Annotated in this window: 18 protein-coding genes and 1 pseudogene; 11 read left to right on the forward strand and 8 right to left on the reverse strand. The window is 41.9% G+C overall.

Annotated features, from left to right (window positions below):
* Positions 1-116 precede the first annotated feature (116 nt).
* The gene (locus ABTV71_RS17760) at positions 117-2,462 is read right to left on the reverse strand and encodes a TonB-dependent receptor (RefSeq protein WP_433900522.1); all 2,346 of its coding nucleotides are present in this window, start codon (positions 2,460-2,462) and stop codon (positions 117-119) included.
* Between the two features lie 151 nt (positions 2,463-2,613).
* On the opposite strand from ABTV71_RS17760, the gene ABTV71_RS17765 reads away from it, so the two are divergent.
* Complete coding sequence (locus ABTV71_RS17765) at positions 2,614-3,708, forward strand: hypothetical protein (RefSeq protein ID WP_433900523.1); 1,095 nt, start codon at positions 2,614-2,616, stop codon at positions 3,706-3,708.
* A 441-nt stretch (positions 3,709-4,149) separates the two neighbouring features.
* Here the strand turns inward: ABTV71_RS17765 and ABTV71_RS17770 are convergent, their stop codons facing one another.
* The gene (locus ABTV71_RS17770; protein ID WP_433900524.1) at positions 4,150-5,508 is read right to left on the reverse strand and encodes a hypothetical protein; all 1,359 of its coding nucleotides are present in this window, start codon (positions 5,506-5,508) and stop codon (positions 4,150-4,152) included.
* A 316-nt stretch (positions 5,509-5,824) separates the two neighbouring features.
* On the opposite strand from ABTV71_RS17770, the gene ABTV71_RS17775 reads away from it, so the two are divergent.
* The 10 genes and pseudogenes from ABTV71_RS17775 (at position 5,825) to ABTV71_RS17820 (ending at position 10,812) form a co-directional block, all read left to right on the forward strand.
* On the forward strand, positions 5,825-6,034 hold the full coding sequence (locus ABTV71_RS17775) for a hypothetical protein (protein WP_433900525.1): 210 nt from the start codon (positions 5,825-5,827) through the stop codon (positions 6,032-6,034).
* Positions 6,035-6,173: 139 nt separating this feature from the next.
* Positions 6,174-6,275: pseudogene (locus tag ABTV71_RS17780) on the forward strand (ATP-binding protein); the annotation flags it as partial.
* Positions 6,276-6,560: 285 nt separating this feature from the next.
* Positions 6,561-6,815, forward strand: coding sequence for a hypothetical protein (locus tag ABTV71_RS17785; RefSeq protein WP_121126551.1), 255 nt, complete (start codon positions 6,561-6,563; stop codon positions 6,813-6,815).
* 54 nt (positions 6,816-6,869) lie between these two features.
* Entirely contained in the window at positions 6,870-7,247 is a 378-nt protein-coding gene (locus ABTV71_RS17790) for a hypothetical protein (RefSeq protein ID WP_433900526.1), read from the forward strand.
* Positions 7,244-7,771: a hypothetical protein gene (locus ABTV71_RS17795; RefSeq protein ID WP_433900527.1), complete on the forward strand. Its 528-nt coding sequence runs from the start codon at positions 7,244-7,246 to the stop codon at positions 7,769-7,771. Before ABTV71_RS17790 ends, ABTV71_RS17795 begins: the two co-directional genes overlap by 4 nt.
* A gap of 169 nt (positions 7,772-7,940) precedes the next feature.
* Positions 7,941-8,480: a hypothetical protein gene (locus ABTV71_RS17800; protein WP_433900528.1), complete on the forward strand. Its 540-nt coding sequence runs from the start codon at positions 7,941-7,943 to the stop codon at positions 8,478-8,480.
* A 47-nt stretch (positions 8,481-8,527) separates the two neighbouring features.
* Positions 8,528-8,821 carry a hypothetical protein gene (locus ABTV71_RS17805; RefSeq protein WP_433900529.1) on the forward strand — a complete coding sequence of 98 codons (294 nt, stop codon included), beginning with the start codon at positions 8,528-8,530 and terminating at the stop codon, positions 8,819-8,821.
* A gap of 32 nt (positions 8,822-8,853) precedes the next feature.
* On the forward strand, positions 8,854-9,222 hold the full coding sequence (locus tag ABTV71_RS17810) for a hypothetical protein (protein ID WP_433900530.1): 369 nt from the start codon (positions 8,854-8,856) through the stop codon (positions 9,220-9,222).
* A gap of 11 nt (positions 9,223-9,233) precedes the next feature.
* Complete coding sequence (locus tag ABTV71_RS17815) at positions 9,234-9,527, forward strand: hypothetical protein (protein WP_433900531.1); 294 nt, start codon at positions 9,234-9,236, stop codon at positions 9,525-9,527.
* 508 nt (positions 9,528-10,035) lie between these two features.
* Positions 10,036-10,812: a type 1 glutamine amidotransferase domain-containing protein gene (locus ABTV71_RS17820; RefSeq protein WP_433900532.1), complete on the forward strand. Its 777-nt coding sequence runs from the start codon at positions 10,036-10,038 to the stop codon at positions 10,810-10,812.
* Positions 10,813-10,999: 187 nt separating this feature from the next.
* Here the strand turns inward: ABTV71_RS17820 and ABTV71_RS17825 are convergent, their stop codons facing one another.
* From ABTV71_RS17825 to ABTV71_RS17850, 6 genes are all read right to left on the reverse strand, one after another.
* Positions 11,000-11,386 (reverse strand): Rid family hydrolase, encoded by a 387-nt coding sequence (locus tag ABTV71_RS17825; RefSeq protein WP_433900533.1) that lies wholly within the window; start codon positions 11,384-11,386, stop codon positions 11,000-11,002.
* 375 nt (positions 11,387-11,761) lie between these two features.
* Positions 11,762-12,022 (reverse strand): hypothetical protein, encoded by a 261-nt coding sequence (locus ABTV71_RS17830; RefSeq protein ID WP_433900534.1) that lies wholly within the window; start codon positions 12,020-12,022, stop codon positions 11,762-11,764.
* A 320-nt stretch (positions 12,023-12,342) separates the two neighbouring features.
* Positions 12,343-14,184, reverse strand: coding sequence for a carbon starvation CstA family protein (locus tag ABTV71_RS17835; protein ID WP_433900535.1), 1,842 nt, complete (start codon positions 14,182-14,184; stop codon positions 12,343-12,345).
* Between the two features lie 29 nt (positions 14,185-14,213).
* The gene (locus tag ABTV71_RS17840) at positions 14,214-15,863 is read right to left on the reverse strand and encodes an FAD-dependent oxidoreductase (protein WP_433900536.1); all 1,650 of its coding nucleotides are present in this window, start codon (positions 15,861-15,863) and stop codon (positions 14,214-14,216) included.
* Between the two features lie 6 nt (positions 15,864-15,869).
* Complete coding sequence (locus ABTV71_RS17845; protein WP_433900537.1) at positions 15,870-17,873, reverse strand: FAD-dependent oxidoreductase; 2,004 nt, start codon at positions 17,871-17,873, stop codon at positions 15,870-15,872.
* Between the two features lie 8 nt (positions 17,874-17,881).
* On the reverse strand, positions 17,882-19,573 hold the full coding sequence (locus ABTV71_RS17850) for a RagB/SusD family nutrient uptake outer membrane protein (protein WP_433900538.1): 1,692 nt from the start codon (positions 19,571-19,573) through the stop codon (positions 17,882-17,884).
* Positions 19,574-19,576 lie beyond the last annotated feature (3 nt).

The following is a 19,576-nucleotide window of genomic DNA, read 5'->3' on the forward strand; positions in this document are numbered from 1 at the left end:
CTCATTTCTGTAAAGAAATGCCTAGAAATTGGAAACCGAAATTACAACAATAAGATAATCGCATTGAGCGGCACGTTTGTAAATGACTTAAATGAATCGATCGTCACCTCTCTTCTTTAGAGCAATAGCTTTAATCCAATAGAAATATTACGCCCCGGTAGTGGGGCTAGATATTTGAGTATGGAATTTTGCGGACGTGCTTCAACATTCAATAGATTATTTCCGGAAATAAAATAGACAAATTCATATTTTTTTAGATTCACCTTGTAACCTAATTGACCAGATAGCAAGGAATAGGCCGGCATAGGTGGTTCAATATTGATATTTTTACCTAAATAACGCTGTCTCAGATACCGGTCGAAATTGGCGTTCCCAAAAAACTTTTTATATTGAAGTAACGCGGATATCCCATATCTACTGGTCGGTAGGTTGGGCATATAGTCCCCTTCGGCCCATTTACGCATAGTATCATCTGAGGTATTTATATTTTTGACAAGATCGGCGAACGCATTTAATGCGAGATGACAATCTGCTGCCCATGTATAGGTATAACCTCCTTCCAACTCCCAACCCTGGATCTCGGTGTCTGAAGCACGCCATTCCTTGACCAAAAAACCTCCAGATCGGGAAATGCCTGTATGGGCCAAATAGAGATAATTTTTAAAGAAGCTGCGGTAATGGGTCGCTGACAGTTTTAATCCACCATATTTTATCCCTCCGGATAACTCATAGGAATTTGAGCTTTCCTTGTTAAGTCGATCATCTCCATTTTCTTCTACCAGGATCGCGAAATGGTCGTTCCCAGCATAAAGTTCATTGATCCCGGGTGCTCGTTCTGCGTGTGAAAATGTAGCCTGTAAATAGGCAATGTCAAAAATAGAATAGTTGATATCTCCCGAAAAGTGGTTTAAGCTAAAATCCCGAGCCGAAAGCTGCCCTCCGGCCATCCCCCGGCTACGCTGGTAGGTAGGATCGCTCAAAGTACGTCGGGCAACCCAGTCATGCCGGTAGCCCATATGAAGGGCAACCGGATTAAGTTCTATTGTCTGCAACGTAAAGATCCCTCCTTCCCGGCTCAGATTATTGGGTATATACCGCCGATCCCCCTCGCCCTTTAAGGTTACAAATGAAAAATCAAATCCACTCGTCCCAGACCAAAAACGGGTAAACTGTTGCGATATCTCCGATCGAAGCGCATGACGCTCGCTATCGAACTTATTGACACGGTACCTGCCCAAGAGCTCCCGGTCGTCCGACAACTCACCTCTATAATTAAATTTAATCTCCGACATCAACGGTGTTCTCGGCTTAAAAGCAGATTCTAACTGCCAGGCATAGGAATAAGTGCGCGTATTGATCGGTTCATATATGGGTGTCCAAACTGTGCTGTGGCTATGGACAGGCTTATTGCGCTGTGCAAAACCGGGAATACCATAATAGCTTTCAAGAGCGTAAAGCCCTAGACCTACTCGGAAGTTGTCTCTGATATAGCTGGCACCTGCATTGACAGCGCCTCTCTCGGCATGACTATTGGGCATCACTCCGCGTTTGACAGGAACATAATCTGTAATTCCATGTACGACTTCGGTGTAAAGCAGTGTGTTGGGATCCTGTCCAGCAACATATTTGTCATTTTGAGGGTTTCGGACTTTTGCTCCATTGATAAATGAATAATCTTCAAAGGTATACAGATCGGCCTCTGATAAACCCCACTTTGGATCGCCCATATTATCGAGCACAAACTGACTTAAATAGGGATATAGGGTCAGATTTCGAATCGTCTCGCGATCGACATTTACCTGTGCCATTGCGGCTGTCAAATGATCGATCTTAGGATCATAAGCAATAGCTGCCTTTGTATTGCCCGGAATCTTAAGATTTCCGTGTCTGAGTCTCATTGCGCCGATATGTCCCACCCAGTATTTTCCAAGGTTTGTATTGAAGGCCAGCGACTGGCTATTGCCACTATTGGTTCCTAACTCCGCACTGGCCTGGCCTGCAATCTTCTTTGTCAGACGGGTCATAGGAATGGTGTTGTCTTTAACATTGACCGCTCCACCAATTGCCTTTCCTCCGAATAACACACTAGCAGCACCCTTGTACAATTCTATTTCGCGTAGATTGTCCATATCGAAATTGGGATTTAGGTTAGGACTGATTCCCGACAAATCATTGACCGAAAGACCATTGGAAAGCACACCTACCCTGCTACCACTGAGACTGCGTATCATGGGCATGCCAGAATTGGGACCGAAAGAAGCGTTTTGTATCCCGGAAATATGACTTAATGTTTCACCGAGCGTTTGCGCCTGAATACGATCTAGCTGATTTCGATCGAGCCTCTTCTTTTGCCCATGCCCTGGCAAAAAGCCTGTTGTCTCTGCGGTGGGAAGCGTATAGCTTCGCAGCGTATCCACTGATGGTTTGCGCTGTGCATGCGCAGTTTTTGTGCTAGTTAACATCACTAGAGATGCTAAAAAAACTTCTTTCTGATACCGTAACATAGTGTAGCCTATTCCTGTTTGAGCTGCAAAAATAAAAAAGATAATATTAAATGCAATCATGTTGCATTAATAATTTACAATTACTACCTTCGTCAAAATTTTACACCATATGAAGTACATCAACACACCAATCGCTCTAGCGGGAGCGTTGATTCTGATGCTCGGATCGGCATCATCCTGTAAGAAGGAAACAGCAGCTATTCCCAGTGAAATCTCACTTTCTTTACCATCGCAGGTCGGTATTCGCTACGGCGAAACACAGGAAATTCATCTTCCGAAAGACCTATCTGCAAGTACAGGACTGACATTCAGTTTTGACTTTTCCCAGACTGCAGACATCGATTTGGGCAACGGGAGTAAACTCAGTGACAAACTGAACCAAGCCATCAAATACGATAGCGAAAAACAAAGCATACTGATTAACAGTGCCCTACTCTATCCAAACGGAGCCCAATCGAGCAGCGCACGCATTCCCGATGATTATAAAGTCACCGTGATAGCCAAAGAATCTCATGGCACAGTGGTAGGGAAAGAAAATCTTTCAATCAAGATAACGGCTGGATCTATTGCTATCAAAGGACTAAAAAGCGGCGGCGAATTACCTTATTCGTATGTACTGTATGGCGACCAATCTACTGATTTTGAAATAGATCCTCTCGGCCTACCAATTGATGGTGCTAGCTTTCATTTGGTTAAAAAGGATGGAGAAGAAAACATTGCTTCAATAGCAGGTACGCATATCAAATTATCAAAGGATGCTGGAGATCCGGAAAAAAAAGCTGAAAAGTCTTTCGAGCTGACTCCCGAACTTAGGAAAGATGGCTTTCCTGTGGCTTCAACTACTTTCAGGGTCATTCTGATTCCACAAATTAAGTTCTTGTTTGGACAATATTATCCCGATCTAAACCTGACAATCGACTTTAGTCTGATACACATCGGTCTTTCAAATGGTTATGTCTCTGCAGCGCCCACATTGTATCCAGAAAACTATAAATCGACATTTGAACTGGTTTCGATACAGAAAGATGGCGTTGCCTTTAACGATAGCGAAAAGCTGTTTAGCGTCAATGCACAAACAGGTACAGTTTCCGTGAAAAAAAGTGATAGTTTGAAAGCCGGCAGCTATAAGGTAACCGTAAAGGCACTGACAACCACAGGGCTTGAATTTACGGCTAACCTCACTTTAGCCATGTCTGAAGGATAGCGGCTCCACCCAAGTTACCGTAACCGAACCATTATGGTAACTTAGATACTTCCTTACCCCCTTGCTACTGACAGGTAGCGCCTAAGGGGGTTCGATTGAACTTCTTAAATGCGGCGTCACGGAAAGGAAATGTATTCAATTAACTCTACTTGCTATTATTCTTACTGACATCAATAGCAACGATTACTTCGCTCTTCAAGGCACGAAAAAAAAAATATTGTCTGGTGGCTTATACTCATTCCAAACATCTACCTCATCGTGGCGCAAACAGCATTTGTCATCCTATTTTTTTTACTCGGAGGGCCTGAAAATCGTATTCGAAAGAATGCGGGGAATTCTTTTGAGACACTAAAATAGTTTACAATGGATCATATTTTGCGGTATTTATTTGTCGTAAAGTAAGGGGGTGGCTACACAGAAATAAACAGCTATGTTTCCATTTTAGCTCGACAGCGCTTCGAGTATGGCATATGTTTTAAAGATACTGAGGAGAAGCGCAAACAAGAGGCAGTACCAGAACACATCGATTTCCTTGGCCAGTTTGATCGCAAAAACAATGATGAACATCAATGGGCAAACTGCAATAAAAACGAAAATAGCTGTAGCGATCGCTTCAAAAATATCCTCATCGTAATTCATCAGTAAGAGCATGATGCCAATGTAAAACAGCCATACGACCAGTGGGGAGACAAAACATATCAGCAGCTTCCAAAGTAAGCTGAGCTGAAGGCCTGTAGGGATCGCCTTCCGCTTATTCCTGTACAATAAGAAGCACATAGCCGCTACCGCTAAAGTCAGCATCGCCAATTGCACATAGGTATTTACAATGGTGTCGGCGCGCGTGTTTACCGTCGAAGAGGATTTGAGTTTATCCCCGCTATATTGCTTTACCTGCGTTTTCTCGCCTTGGACAAATGTCTGTACCACCCTATCGTTACTGCTGCTATCCCGGAGTGTCCAGGTAGCATCTTCCAGTCCCATCTTATAAAATCCTTCTATGATCCGCTTATTTCCCTTTGTTCTTATCAATGGTCCATCGAGGCGTCCGCCATTAAATCGCAACGAATCCGTCCACTCATCCGTATGAATGGTGAGCTGGGTGATTGTTCCAGCGGGAATATGCGTTGCGCTATCCCCGATAATGCTTAACACGTCCTGATCGAGCTGTTGGATATTTTTATTTTTATTGTAATCATCATTCCGGACAGGCCTGTTGCGATATAAATAATCTATTTTAACAACAAGTAGCGAATCTTTTTTATAAAATTGAAATCCATAGTAAGGATCAAAATTCTTGAGTGTCGGATGCTTTAGTAAGATATACTGCGGTTGCTCAAAGGCTTGGATATATCGCGGCTGTGTGGTAGCACAAAAAGCGAACATAGCGACCATACCGATAAGGTAAGTACTTAGGCGCAGCATGAATGCGGGCAGAATAGCAGGCTGTGATCCGCTTTTCGTATAAAACCAGGCCAAGCCGATCATGGGTAATGCCATGAGATCGGACAGATCTACTGTTCGTCCTACACCAAAATAAGGATTCATCCATTGGATGAGCCCCGCCGAATATTCACTCTTCCAAAAGATAAATAGTACTGCTGTGGCTATAAAAATCAATGCTTTCCGTTTGGGAAAGATAGCCGACCAGAAAATAGGGAAAATAAAAAGCCCACTAAAATCGGAGAGCTTTCCCGTCAGCACATTGTGAAATGCCCCTTTTAAATAAAAATCGTTCACGAGCAGCAGGATCAGAAAAAGAATAAAAAGTGGCGAAGCGAGAATCCTTAAGCGTTGATACATAATCTAAGTTACCTTTTCTATTGATACCCATTATACCATTTGGTAACCTTTTTCATCGCGATATGGTTTAGGAGTCTTAGCTCTTTTTTACTGCTGCGGCAGAGTATAAATTGTATCGCAACTTTGTAATAACAGGTCGGATAAAGCAGGTCAGCATATTAAAGCTTGGTTGAAGCAAGTCAAAGTACAGAAGAAAATTTGCGCTATTCCGGCAATGTCGTTAAGCAGCATGGCTATCCAGGAAAATCCGTCTGTTAGGTGCAGGTGGCTCCGCAGAAAAACAAACAGAAGATACAACAGCACGATACAAGAGCTTATGGAGAAGCACTTTAATACATACGGATATCAACAGGATCAGCCGGCAAGCTCCCCTAAACGCGGTAGTTCAATCCGCTCGGGTGCACGCTGGATCTATCGTCGCTTACCTGGTCTGATCATTTATGGCAATGCCTTTCTCTACATGTACGCGGGATGGGCTAAGTTTATGAACATGGCTGCCTTTATCAAAGGTAATAGCAAGCACTAAGGTCTGTAGGTTTTATCATTGCTTGCATAATCCGAAGGATGTGCACCCAGCTTTTGGATTCGGGTATATATCCGGGACGATTCCGGAGCATGTGCCCCCAGGAAAGGAAAGAGAACCGTTGTTTTCAGCCAAGTAAACGGTGATTCCGGAGCAGACAATACCAGATGCCATACTCGATAGGATTGTGCATACGGCACACCGCTTTACTATAAAAGGAGAAAGCTTACGTAAAAAAAGGTAACTTTGTCATGCTAAACAAAAAGCACAGGAGCTAAAAACTGGGGGCATATTACTGGAATATGCAGCATATTAAAAAACACACGGAAAGCTTACAAAAAAGTTTTAAAGATCTCTCCGTGGAACAAGTCATTCAATTAAAGCTAATGGCACTGGTTCTCTATTTTAAATTACCTCGATGGAAAATAGTGGTCGAGCAGTATATAAAATCCCCTATTGACTAAGTAAAGTTGATAGCCGATATTATTAAAGAATCTACTAGCAGCTATCAGGAAATTACATTTTCATATTGGATGCTTTTGATAATGCTGTGGCTGACAACAATAAAAAGGAAAGCGTAGTTGCGCTGTTTCTTGGTATTATAGACACGTTGGACCATTACGAAAATTTCTCAGAGGAACCGGAGTATTGGAATCAACTATTGGAAGAGGAAATTGTTTTTCAATCAGAATTGTTAACGCAATTACAGTCAAAAGTTCAACTAAATACTTCGATTTATGAAGATCGATACAAAATGGTTGAATTTCCTGACCTGGAAGCATAAACCTATAGAATAGGCATATTTAAGGTTCATCACTAATTAAGCATATATATTAAAATGAAAAAGCAAAATATTCAAAACTCAGACTATTTAAAAAGAGAGAAGAATTTTCTTAGCGCCATTGCTTCTGAGGAAACTTTTCAGATAATTATTGGAAATGATGGTAGTAATATCTTGCTATTATGGCAAGATGAGTATTATATGGAAGCCTACTTAAATTCTTGTGAAACGCCAATAAGATTGAGTAAGGTCGATACCGTGGGTTTTCTGAAATGGATGAAAGAAAGTCATCCGGAAATGAATTATGCTATTCACCCGGTATTTGAACAAGCATCTCATTACTTAACTCCAACCCAATTGAGTAAAAAAATTATAGATCAAATGGAAAGTGAAGGCGATTTTGATGACACATTAAGAGCAAACAATTTACTATGAGCACGCTGGAAAATAATAAGATAACTTCAAATCTTTTTCAAGAGGATATAAGAAACAAAGATTTTAAAAAGGATTTCGAAAAAATATTTGAAATCAAAATTGAAGATTTTTTGTCTGAGTATGAATATGACGAAATTGATGAATTTCCAATTGAAATTGAGAATAGAGGTATTATGATTGGTTTTATTGCCGAAACGATTAAAGTACCGCCGCAAATAGCATATATTGATATAGACGTTTTTAACTACCCTCACAATATTGGTTATTTAGCTAAAAAAATTCCTGTTCAATCAGCTATTAAAAATCCCGCTGATATTCAAGAGCATTTAACTCCTTTCGACAATCTTCGAATTTATTATTCTCTTTATAACCAAGAACAAATAGATAGGATCATTTTTCAGTATGAAGACTTGCGGTATGAATTGTCCTTAACCAAAGATTCGGTTATTACCAGAATAAGAGTTTGTATGGCCGAAATTGAATCCAATATAAACATGAGCACATACTATCTTTTTGATAATTGATTATAAACCGTATTTTAATGTTGCAACTAACCTATTTTACAAAGAACAAACTTGAACAACATATTGATGATAGCGGCAGCCAGGCTTTGAACGATCTGGTAAATTGGTCGAGAGATACCTGCCGGACTAATTCCATTCTTAAAGAGATATTAATTCTAATGATTGAATAATGATTCACAAAGGAAATGAACAATATAAAAGATTAATGAATACTGTCCATAAAACCGATGAAAGGCTAAATAGAGACCGGTGGATTTTGGACGAGGAAATTGACATGAATGATTCAGGGTGGCGGATGCTTGCCATGCAAAAATATGACGTTTTTTTTCAGCGAAACAAATCTATTATCGTCGATTGTGCTCAGTTATTGGTTCAAGAGTTTCCCTTTATCATCGATGCCTATCGAAAGGATGTTCTCCATCAAATCCGTCAGACAGTATTCCTTAAAGACCATCTCACCTTATTAACCGACTGTGATACTGATACAGATTTCAGGAATAATATTATCCTGCACATCCTATTGGATCTGGGTCCAGATAGCAGGGACTGGATACTGTCATTAAGGGATTGTGTGGAAAAAGGATTTCAACATAAGATAGCCGTTGCAAAACATCTGAAAGATCTGTTAATCTTAGCAAACAATGTAGACCATCATGGCATGGGCTCAGCCAAGAAATTAATCGAGGATACACTAAAAAAATACGTTTAACATGAATCGGGCAAAAGCATTATAGTCAACCACACTAGATAAATATTATGAGAAGTTTTTTAGAAGGTCAAATGAAAAGTGAAAATGTACATCGGGTTACTGGCCATGCAGGGAACCAATATGGAATACGTGTTCTATTTAGAGGTGATAATCTACTATTTATGGAAAACGAAAAGGGACTGATCTGTACCATTGACGCAGCACATGGTGCTATCTTTACAAAATCTATCAAACAGGGGGACAGTACAGGCAAAAAAATGAGTCAGAAAGAACCCATAAGAGTAATTGGTTTGATCGAGAAATATTGCAAGGAATTTTACAATCATGCTGTTGTTGAATAGACGATAATTAACCCAATAACCCGCTGTAAATTATGAAAAAAGTAATTGTGAGATTAAAAACCAACTCCATAACAGATGCAGAACTATTTTATTGTAAAGAACTGGAGCTTTTTGAGTTTTACCAGGATTATGGCATGGAAACCATATCATTAATGGCCAAAGAAAATTCCAGCTTTATACTTTTGCTGACAACAGGTACCCTTACTGACACAGATGAATACTTATTTGAACTGGAAGTAAACAGCTGTACTGCTACATTCGATAAATTAAGACAAAAAGAATTTGAAACTAAAGGGAGATTATTAAGTACAGCAGTATTTGAATATCCACTGGGTAAAAGTATAGCAATTAAAGACCCTTCAAATAATAAATTCTTATTATTTGAAACATTTAACCCCTAACCTATCAAACTATGAATAAACTTGAACAATATTTTGACAGCAACGGAAGCCAAGCTTGGGATAAGTTGGTAAATTTGGCAACGGAAACTTATTGGACGAATTCAGAAAGCCAAAAACTTTTGGAGAGATCATTGAAGAACCATACCGATATAGCCAAAGTGATGTATGCAAGGTTTGGAGAAGCGAGCCTGCAATGGATACACCGCAAAGTGCCTGCGCTTGATGGCCTGACCCCTCTGGAATGTCTGGAAACACCCGAACTCATAAAAAGACTAAAAGAAGGGCTTTCTAGAATGGATATTTAATCGCAGAGTAATACACCACTTAACGTGAAGTTTTTCATTTCCAATAAAAAAGAAGTAGAAATATTATTATGCTACCTATTCTGGAAATGCCGGTACAGTAAAAAATAAGCCTTACTTTTAACGGTGTGATTTACAGACATAGTTTCACTTATTCAATTGACAGTCAATCCAATAACTCTAATCTCTAATTCGTTCTTTACCTGGATCGTACAAATCACCAACTTCTTCCCATAGGGGAGTTTTATTTGATAAAGCAGTAATTACCTACGTCGGTGTCTAGCACTATATCAAGAAATTTTAAGACGCCCATTTATACGCCATCCTCCGGTATCGGCTGGCTATAATGAGTTCCCAAGACATTAATCGCTTTTTATTTTGGCGTTTCCAGAGAGACTTTAAGCCACCTCTGTTCCCAACGTGATCTACATCACAAAAAATTTGTGACTTACTTCCTGTCTTACCCTTTCCCTAATCATCATTTTTGTACTGTAATCAAACAGTTCAAAAAATGAAAACAACATTCAAATTTATTGCAGGCAAACTGATCACCATGGCAATAGCAGTCATTATATCGGTTGGTAATTTAGCAAACGCACAATCTCAAACTTCAAATAAAATGAAGAAAATTCTCTTTGTAGTCACCAGTCATGATAAAAAAGGTAGCACAGGTGAACCAACAGGATATTATTTATCCGAAGTTGCTCATCCTTGGGAGGTATTGCATAATGCAGGATACGAAATAGATTTTGTCAGCCCGAAGGCAGGGAAAGCTCCAGTAGATGGTTTTAATCTGGAAGACAAGGTGAACAAGCTGTTCTGGAATAATACAAAATACCGGACAAAAATTGAAAATACCATGAGTCCGAAACAGATCAAACCGGAAGAATATGCTGCTATCTTTTACGCAGGCGGTCATGGAGCCATGTGGGATCTTGCTGATAACGAAGAGCTCGCGACCATTGCCCAAAACATTTACGAAAACAATGGGGTTATAGCTGCAGTTTGCCACGGGCCAGCTGCATTGGTAAATATCAAATTGAACAGTGGCAAATATCTGGTGGAAGGTAAAAAAATAAATGCATTCACCAACGAGGAAGAAAAAGCAGTGAAATTGGATAACATAGTTCCCTTTTTACTTGAGACTAAACTTATAGAACGAGGTGCCATATTCGAGAAATCAGGACTTTGGCAAGAGCATGTAACAGTAGATCAGAGGGTGGTTACCGGACAAAATCCGCAGTCTGCACATGCTGTTGGAGAAGCAATACTAACATTGCTTAAATAAACCAATATCCTTATCAATAACCTGGGGATATACCAACAAAATCTCGGGGGATTGAAGGGAAGCGGAAGCTAATTTCTTCAGAGATATCCGGCCAACCTCTTTGATACAGCGTTTCGCCAACGTCGAAGAGGTGGCTGATATCGTTGCTTATTATACTAGTACCTTAGCATCTGCGACCAATAGCTAATTATTCAGTTGCAATAATCTTTATTTCTACTAGCTGTCCTGGTAATGCAAGCCCAGAAACTCCAACCATAGTGCTGGCTACCAGTTTAGGATCAGAATAATATTCTGTTTTAAAATTCTTTCTTGCATCGAATGCTGTAGCCATATCCATAGTATAAATAACTTCTTCGACAACATTATCCATATTCATTCCGAACCTAGATAATAGCTCTTTGATATTGGCATATGTTTGTTTCATTTGCGCATCCATTCCTTCTGGTAACTCACCTTTTTCATTGTGACCAAGCTGACCGGAGATCCAAACTGTATTTCCTTTTTTTATTGCTTGTGAATAACCGTAAATTTCTTCCCAAGGCATTCCAAAGCCTTCTGCTTTTTTGTTTGACATTTTTAGATTTTTTTATGTTATATCCTTCTCCAGGTATTATTGAGCAAAAATCTTTACGTAGCTAGTTTAAGAAGCGGGCAGAAATTTTTTACCAATAATCTGTAATTGAAATTTGTGTTACAAGGGAAGCGCCAAGAAATTTAAAATTCTAAAAAACAATAATTTACAAATAAATGAACCGTAATTTAAATTACGATATTTCGTAATTTGAATATTTAAATATGCGTGGAGGAGGTATTCAATACGGCTTAATCAATATGGCTGTTACGGGCGTTATCTAATGAAAACACATGTATATGAACGGTTATGTGGGAGATACTGAAAAGTCTGATGGTTTTCCTCAAAGGGAAAAATTTCCAAATTTGCCCGTATAAATCAAAATGAGTGTAACGGTATCGAAAAGCGCGTGTGAATACATGGAAATCCATAGGTTATCGAATTTCCTATATAAAATAGTCCAATAGAGCCCGTCCCAGTAGCCGGAATAATTATCAACATCACACAGCCAAAAAGTATCAGCGCATACAGATAGCTATCGTTTACCCTTACATTATAGCGTTCTTCACCCAACGCTTCTTTGCCATAAGATTCGGTTTCAATCATCGTCCCAACAAAGAAAATGATTGCTATTATCATGTTGATCGACAATATAAGACCAATGACAATCCGACTCCGGCGTTGCAGTTCATTTAAAAAAAATTATTCATGGCTTTTTTTATTGGGTGCCCGTTAGAATGGTGCGCTATTATTTTTTTAGTAGTTCATTGTCTCCGACGACATATGGCAAAGTTCCATTTGTATAATAGTGCACAAAAGCCTTAAATTACTTTGAAGTCGTCGGAAAGTTTGTATTCAATTTTTGTCATTATATGTACGAAACAAAAGAAAGAAGTCTGCAGCGTGTCACTACCCAATATTGTAGTCTTCCCCAGTCAAAAGCCTCATAGTACCTCCGCTTAACGATCAACCAATTCCTTGACAGATTCTCCATTTTGGTCGATAAATTTAGCCTCAGATTTAAATAACTGATACCATTTCCGGAACGTACCTATAAAGACAAGCAGCATCAAAAGCATGGCCAATATAGCCAATGAAGCTAATAGCAGCTGTCCCTTGGGCAAATAAATATCCATCACCTGTAGATAGCCAGCACAAAAGGTAATCCCTGCCATAAATACGCCCGGAATTGCCGTAATTAAGGCATATTTCCCCCGATTCATCCGAATAAGCATTGTCGTACAGACAATAAGCCCACAGGCAGCCAACAGCTGGTTGCTGATTCCGAATAGCGGCCAGATACTGCTTACATTTCCTGTAAAAACAAGATAGCCCCATGAAAAAGTAAAAATAGCGCTGCATAGCCAAACTCCCGGTTTCCAATCCTTGTCTTTAAAAGCCGGAAAGATATTGCCCAGCATTTCCTGCAAAAAGAATCGTCCGACCCGCGTACCGGCATCGATGGCTGTAAGAATAAACACGGCTTCAAACATTATGGCAAAATTATACCAATAAGCCATCACATTGTCCATAAAGGGAACCTTATCAAAAATATGGGCCATCCCGACAGCCAGGGACACGGCCCCCCCCGTACGGCCGTGGAGGTCTATGCCTATCCGATCTGAAAAATGCTGCAGATCTACCGCTATCAATTCGGGATGTTTTTCCAAAAAATGTGCATAATCACCGACTGGTGTGTTGATCGCAAAATAGTCGCCTGGCAGTAAGGTACAGGCAGCGATCAATGCCATTAAAGCAACAAATCCCTCCACCAGCATTGCACCATAGCCCACAAAAAGAATCTCCCTTTCGGTTCCCAGCATCTTCGGCGTCGTTCCGGTGGCAATAATGGCATGAAAACCCGAAATTGCACCGCAAGCGATCACGATAAAGATAAATGGCAGCACCGGTCCGCCAATTACAGGTCCGCCGCCATGGATAAATTCGGTCAGCGCTGGCATCTGTATGATCGGATGCACAAACACAATGCCTACGGCCAGCATCAGGATCGTACCGATCTTGAGATAAGTGGAAAGGTAATCGCGTGGTACCAGAAGCAGCCAGATGGGTAAGACCGAAGCTAAAAATCCGTAAATAGCAATCGCGATTGAAATGGTCTTGACATCCCAATCGAACAGGTTATGTACGCCCGGAATCTCCATCAGACGATGCCCCCCAATAATGCCAATGATCAATAAAATGCCCCCCAATACACTAGCCAATGTAACAGATCCTGTTTTATACCGCATCAAAAGTCCCATAAATATCGCAATTGGCATAGTCAGAATAATAGTAAACAGGGACCATGGGGCCTCGTGCATGGCACTAATGCAGGCCAGTGACAGACCGGCCAAGGTCAAGATCAGAATAAATAGAACAGCTATACCGGCTATACCGCCGACAACGGGGCCGATCTCCTTGGACGCAATGGTAGCAAGACTCTGTCCTTTGTGCCGCACAGAAGCGAACAGGACGACCATATCATGCACACCACCACCCAGAACACAGCCGATCAAAATCCAAAGTGCCCCCGGAAGATAACCAAACTGTGCCGCCAACACCGGACCTACCAATGGCCCCGCCGCGGCTATTGCTGCAAAATGATGCCCAAACAAGACCTTACGGTCTGTCTTGACGTAGTCATGTCCATCGGCAAACTCGACCGCTGGTGTCGCTACCGCATCATTGAGCCGTAGCACTTTCTGCGCCATAAAAATTCCGTAAAAGCGGTATGCGAGCGCAAATATCAAAATCGACGCAAAAACCAGTGTGAGGGCATTCATATTAGCTAAATCCATCATATATCTAAGTCTAATTCTAGCGCAATATATTATTTTTGCTCCAATACTTGTCCTGCTTCCAACAGTTGCTTTTTTAATACCCCATAGTCGACATGCTGCACAACATGATCATTATCAATCGCTAGGACTGCTGCGGCACCAGCACTCTGCCCCAACACCATAAATACGGGTTCCATACGAATGGAACCAAAGGCAATATGTGAGCTGGATACACAGACAGGGACAATCAAATTTGTACATTCATCGCTCTTCGGGATGATTGATCCATAGGAAATGGCATAAGGCTTGGGTACGTGAACGCCAATATCGCCTTCATTCTGAACATACCCATCTTTGGTCACATAGCGTTGTACATTGTGTGAATCCAACGTGTAGGAGCCCATACCAATCGGATTGTCCACACTCCGCCTCCCAAGAATATTATGCTCGGTCGTCACATACTGACCTAACATCCGCCTGGCTTCACGTATATACAGTTGAAAAGGCCAGTTGTCATTATCCTTAAATTCGTCTTTTGCAAGTCCCCATTCGGCCATTTTTGTCCTTATTGCGATGGGAACTGTGGCGTCATTCGCCATAAAATAATATAAACCCTGCTGATATTGCCGATGGGCGTCGATAATGGATTTTCGTTCGGCATAGCTTGCTTCGGGATAGCTATAGTTCATCCCGATAAAATCTGTGCTGAACGGGCCATGGTTGTTGGCATCGGTTTTATGGTTGGGCACCAGGTCAAATTTTTGAAAGGCTTCGTCCCAGCCGGCACGGAATAAACGTTGTAGTAAAACGTAATGTTGTGGATCGTAATGAAGAGGTTTGGTGAAGGGCTTGCGATTTCGGGGATCATTGGTCAGACACATGCGAAAGCAATAGGCCTGTAACTTCCGATCTGCAGTCCCGTATTGCCCGGGGTCTTCTGCAGAAACGCCGTATACCAGACCACTGCCCGGATCGCCTTCACGTTTATAAGGGCTAATCTGTGCACTAAAGTGATGCCGGTGCTGAAAGACCCCGGTCTGCACACCGTTCCACTGCTCCCCGTAAGTATGGTTAGCCTCCCGCCCGACCGTATAGCTTACCTTGGCCAGCGCCATCAGATCGCCTTCATATGTGGCATCAATAAATACCTTCGCTTCGTAGACTGTTCCGTCCAGGGTCTTAATCGATTTGATAACTGTGGATTCTTTTTGAATAGCGCTCTCCTGCCGATCTAAATATGCTCCACGGACAACATCAATCTGATGATCCCGCACCCAGGCATCAAAAATACCCTCGGCGACATGAGGCTCAAAGATCCACATCGTCCCATGCTCACTGTCCATCGCCACAGTGCCCTGTCCCCGATTGCCAAACGAGGCCCGGGGCTGCCAATTCCAACTCGATTCTTTCGAATAATGATCGTATACGTCCTGATAGAATTTTTTGGCCAGACCACCAATAACTGCTTTATTGCCGGTATCGGTAAAACCGAGCCCGCCTGAACTCAGGCCTCCTAAATGTTGATCGGGCGATAAGACGACTACAGACTTACCGGCCTGTTTCACTTGCAATGCAGCGGTGATAGCAGCCGGTGTACCGCCGTAAACCACGACGTCTACCTTCTTGGTTGAATGCTGGGCCTCAACCCGCAGAAAAGCCAAGACAAACACTAATTTTAACCCTATTTTTATCTTTTGCATATGTACTTAATTTTGATCTGAAACCGGAACCCACAATAATGCATTTGCAGCCAGAACACCTTTTGCGGCTGGCATAATCTCCACATAAGGCTTGTTGCCTCCGTTTTCAAATTCATATTCACCGAGTGCTACCCAGGTACTGGTTGTCTGTCCGAGAATGTGGACCTCCTTGAAACTTATATTTTTTTCGATCCTTGTCTTTCCGGTATGAATAATGAATTTTCCGGCTTCCGTACTTTCGGCAGTTTTTGGAAAATAGCTATAGAGTTTATACTTCCCAGCGGCAAAATCTTTTCCAGGCGTAAAACGTGCGACAGCAGCGAGATCACTATCCACTTCCTGATAACTCATACCATACCCTTTTTTTGCGGATTTACGCCAAGTTCCTTTCAACATGACCTGATCTTTATCGTCAACATGAATGATATAATCGGCCCTACGACCATCTGCTTTCGGGTTGTCCCGCAATATTTTCTGCACGCGTTTAATATCAACATCTTGAACGGCTATTTTGTTGTCGATTGCTTCGCAAGCGACAACAGCACCAGATTGCCCCAATACCATAAATACGGGCTCCATGCGGATGGAACCAAAGGCAATGTGACTTGCCGACAGACATACGGGGACAACAAGATTGTTGATTTCTTCTTTTTTTGGCACAATAGCCCTATAGGAAATCGGAAAGGGGGAGAAACCGCCGACCTCGACATTGCCCTCGTTTTTGACCATGCCATTCACGATCACACGATCGCAGTTGTGCGAGTCCATGGTATACGCAGCATAGCCTACGCCATCGGAGACTAGCGCACGCCCCTGACAGTGGTGTTGTGTCATGACGACATCAGCAATCATCCTTCGGGCTTCGCGGATATATAATTGTGGAGACCAATGCTTATTGTCAAGATATTCATCTTTGGGGTATCCCCATTTTTGAAATTCGCTTCGGATCGCCTCTGGTACCGAACTATCGTTGGCAACAAAATATAACAGACCTTTGGTGTAATCTTCATGGGCCTGAATAATCTCTTTGCGTTCGAAATAATCGGCTTCGGGATAACGCCAGTTCATGCCAATCATATCTGTTGAAAATCCATTCCTGTTATTGATATCAGTCTTTCCATTGGGCATCAGACTCCAGATAAATACGTCCTGGATACTCTTCCAAGGCTGTATCTCCTTTTGCCTCTTTAAGAGTTCATATTTGGTTGCGTCGTAATTGTGGGGTTTGGTGATTGCGATTCTGTTTTCAGGGACATTGGTCAATGTGATCCGATAATTATAGGCTTGAACCTTGGTGTCTCCCGTTCCATTTTCTTTTAAAGGCTCCATATTGATCCCCCATAAAATACCGCTCTTAGGATCACCTTTTTTCTTATAGGGATCTACACCATCCGGAAACTGATGACCGTCAAGTAATTGCACACCATTAATTGTCTCTCCATAGGTGCTATTCGACTCCCGCCCCACGTGGTAGGATACACCAGCTTTAGCCATGAGGTCACCCTCGTAGCTGCAGTCCATAAACACTTTAGCACTGACAGTTGTCTTTTTGCCATCCCTGTGCTCACTCGGAAGCAGCGAAATGGTTTTAATTGATCGATTGTCGGTCTTTACGGCTACCAAACGATGTCCCATTAACATTGGTGTGTTAGCATGTGCAAGATAGTCCTTAAAAATAGATTCGGCCACCTTGGGTTCAAAAATCCATTGTTCAAAACTGCCATAGTGCTTGCCCATTTTGCGATAAAAATCAAGAGCGAGCCCTGTGACGACATATTTGTTTCCAATATCCGTCTGGCCTAATCCACCGGAGCTGAGCCCACCTACCCGTGTGCCGGGATCTACCAGTAAAACTGATTTTCCGGCCTGCGAAGCTGTGTAGGCGGCTATAACGCCGGCTGAAGTGGCACCATAAATACATAGATCTACTTGCTTATCCGTTTGTCCATTGACTAGCTGCAAAAACATGGTCAAAAGCCCAATAGTCATTAAAAGTGTCTTTCTCATCATCTTAATATTTAATAACCTGGATTTTGTTCCAGATTTTTATTGGTTACAATTTCAATATTCGGGATCGGCCAAAGGTAATTCTTGTTGGGGTCGAACTTGCGGAGCTCGATAACCCGCATGTCTTTCTGATTGGCGACATTTTTATAATCCACGTAGCTATCTGCATCGATCGTCGGTGCATTGGCCAATAAGCCCTTTGGAATGCGGCCATAGAGCGTCGAATTCATAAATTTATCGGCCAGTTTCCAACGTCTCAAATCGACTAGACGAAAGCCTTCATTGGATAATTCGTAAAGTCTTTCTTTCCGTACAATCTCGCGCAGCTCAGCTTGCGTTTTACTACCCGTGATTGCTGGCATATCGACGCTGGGGCGCTGCCTAATGTTGTTGATTGCATCATAGACAGTCTGGTCGATCTTATTGTTTTCGATCATCGCTTCGGCGTAAATCAACAACACTTCGGCATATCGGCTCTGAATAATATTTAACTCCGATTCCATGGTAAAGTCTTTGTCCCTAATATCGACATATTTTTTCCAGCAATAACCAGAAAAAGTCGCATAGGCATTGATGGCGTCCTGATTTTGGATGCGTGCTGCCGTAGAAGTATTGTAGGTGTAGTTCCAGCAGCTTATGCTATCCTTATGGGTCTCAAACTGAAAACCAAAAAACGTGCTGCCGGGAAGTGCAATGGTATACCCCAGACGTGGATCCCGATTGGCGAATGGTTTTTGGGGATCAAATATGGAAGATTTATCAATGGCAAATCCGTCAGTACAGAGATAGCTATCAACAACGGATTGCGATGGAATTTTGTTGGAAGTTCCCTGTGCGTTGCGCGACAGAAAACCGCGCGTAGCACTGTGGGTTTTTGTTTTTTGTAACCGTAAATATTGAAAAGCAAAAATAATCTCTTTGGAAGCCTGCCCATCATAGGTAAATAATTGGCCGAAATCGGCGTGTAAGGCATATACTTTTAAGTCCATGACATCTTTGGCAGAACGCGCAGCCTCTTCCCAAAGACCATTATTAAGTGCTGCCCGAGCGCGTATGGCCAATGCCGCTCCTTTGGTAGCACGTCCAACATCTGCTGAACCATAGCTTACTGGCAAAATCGTAGCCGCTTCATCAAGCTCTTTTAGGATGAAGCTAGCAATTTCAGCCTTAGATGTTTTCGGAACATTTGCATCAGCAAGGCTTAGGCCACTTGTTACCAAGGGCACTCCCCCAAAGTAATCTATCAGATATTGATAGACATAAGCCCGGATAAACTGTGTCTCAGCTTTATAACGCTTTTGAAGATTGGCATCCATTTTTCCATCCAACTTCTGGATATTGTCCAGTATAAAATTACATTTGCCAATGACCTTATAAGAATTGGTCCAGATATTCCGGATGTAACCATTGTTGCTGTCGTGATCACCTCTTCCGACAGCCTGTAAATCAGAGGTATTGCGGTCCCACCCAATATCGGTGGCATCATCAAGAGTGAGGTTGATGGGCATGTCGTCCGTGGGGTGAAATGCCAGGGCACTGTACAAACCATTGACAACCAATGTCAGCTCATCCTGATTTTTGAAATAATTTTCGTCCGAAGGGCCATCCAAGGGTGATCTGTCCAGGTATTTTTCGCATGCCCCCAACAAAAGGAGAACTGCAAACGACAGAAAATATAACACGAGTTTATTTAGAGTTTTCATACT

Origin of the sequence: Sphingobacterium puteale (assembly GCF_050986225.1) — a bacterium.
In the GTDB taxonomy this organism is placed as follows: Bacteria; Bacteroidota; Bacteroidia; order Sphingobacteriales; family Sphingobacteriaceae; genus Sphingobacterium; species Sphingobacterium puteale.

Coding starts and splice junctions, on each gene's coding strand:
- ABTV71_RS17760 (WP_433900522.1), bottom strand. CDS start 2,462: ATGTTAACTAGCACAAAAACTGCGCATGCACAGCGCAAACCATCAGTG.
- ABTV71_RS17765 (WP_433900523.1), top strand. CDS start 2,614: ATGAAGTACATCAACACACCAATCGCTCTAGCGGGAGCGTTGATTCTG.
- ABTV71_RS17770 (WP_433900524.1), bottom strand. CDS start 5,508: ATGTATCAACGCTTAAGGATTCTCGCTTCGCCACTTTTTATTCTTTTT.
- ABTV71_RS17775 (WP_433900525.1), top strand. CDS start 5,825: ATGGAGAAGCACTTTAATACATACGGATATCAACAGGATCAGCCGGCA.
- ABTV71_RS17790 (WP_433900526.1), top strand. CDS start 6,870: ATGAAAAAGCAAAATATTCAAAACTCAGACTATTTAAAAAGAGAGAAG.
- ABTV71_RS17795 (WP_433900527.1), top strand. CDS start 7,244: ATGAGCACGCTGGAAAATAATAAGATAACTTCAAATCTTTTTCAAGAG.
- ABTV71_RS17800 (WP_433900528.1), top strand. CDS start 7,941: ATGATTCACAAAGGAAATGAACAATATAAAAGATTAATGAATACTGTC.
- ABTV71_RS17805 (WP_433900529.1), top strand. CDS start 8,528: ATGAGAAGTTTTTTAGAAGGTCAAATGAAAAGTGAAAATGTACATCGG.
- ABTV71_RS17810 (WP_433900530.1), top strand. CDS start 8,854: ATGAAAAAAGTAATTGTGAGATTAAAAACCAACTCCATAACAGATGCA.
- ABTV71_RS17815 (WP_433900531.1), top strand. CDS start 9,234: ATGAATAAACTTGAACAATATTTTGACAGCAACGGAAGCCAAGCTTGG.
- ABTV71_RS17820 (WP_433900532.1), top strand. CDS start 10,036: ATGAAAACAACATTCAAATTTATTGCAGGCAAACTGATCACCATGGCA.
- ABTV71_RS17825 (WP_433900533.1), bottom strand. CDS start 11,386: ATGTCAAACAAAAAAGCAGAAGGCTTTGGAATGCCTTGGGAAGAAATT.
- ABTV71_RS17830 (WP_433900534.1), bottom strand. CDS start 12,022: ATGATAATAGCAATCATTTTCTTTGTTGGGACGATGATTGAAACCGAA.
- ABTV71_RS17835 (WP_433900535.1), bottom strand. CDS start 14,184: ATGATGGATTTAGCTAATATGAATGCCCTCACACTGGTTTTTGCGTCG.
- ABTV71_RS17840 (WP_433900536.1), bottom strand. CDS start 15,863: ATGCAAAAGATAAAAATAGGGTTAAAATTAGTGTTTGTCTTGGCTTTT.
- ABTV71_RS17845 (WP_433900537.1), bottom strand. CDS start 17,873: ATGATGAGAAAGACACTTTTAATGACTATTGGGCTTTTGACCATGTTT.
- ABTV71_RS17850 (WP_433900538.1), bottom strand. CDS start 19,573: ATGAAAACTCTAAATAAACTCGTGTTATATTTTCTGTCGTTTGCAGTT.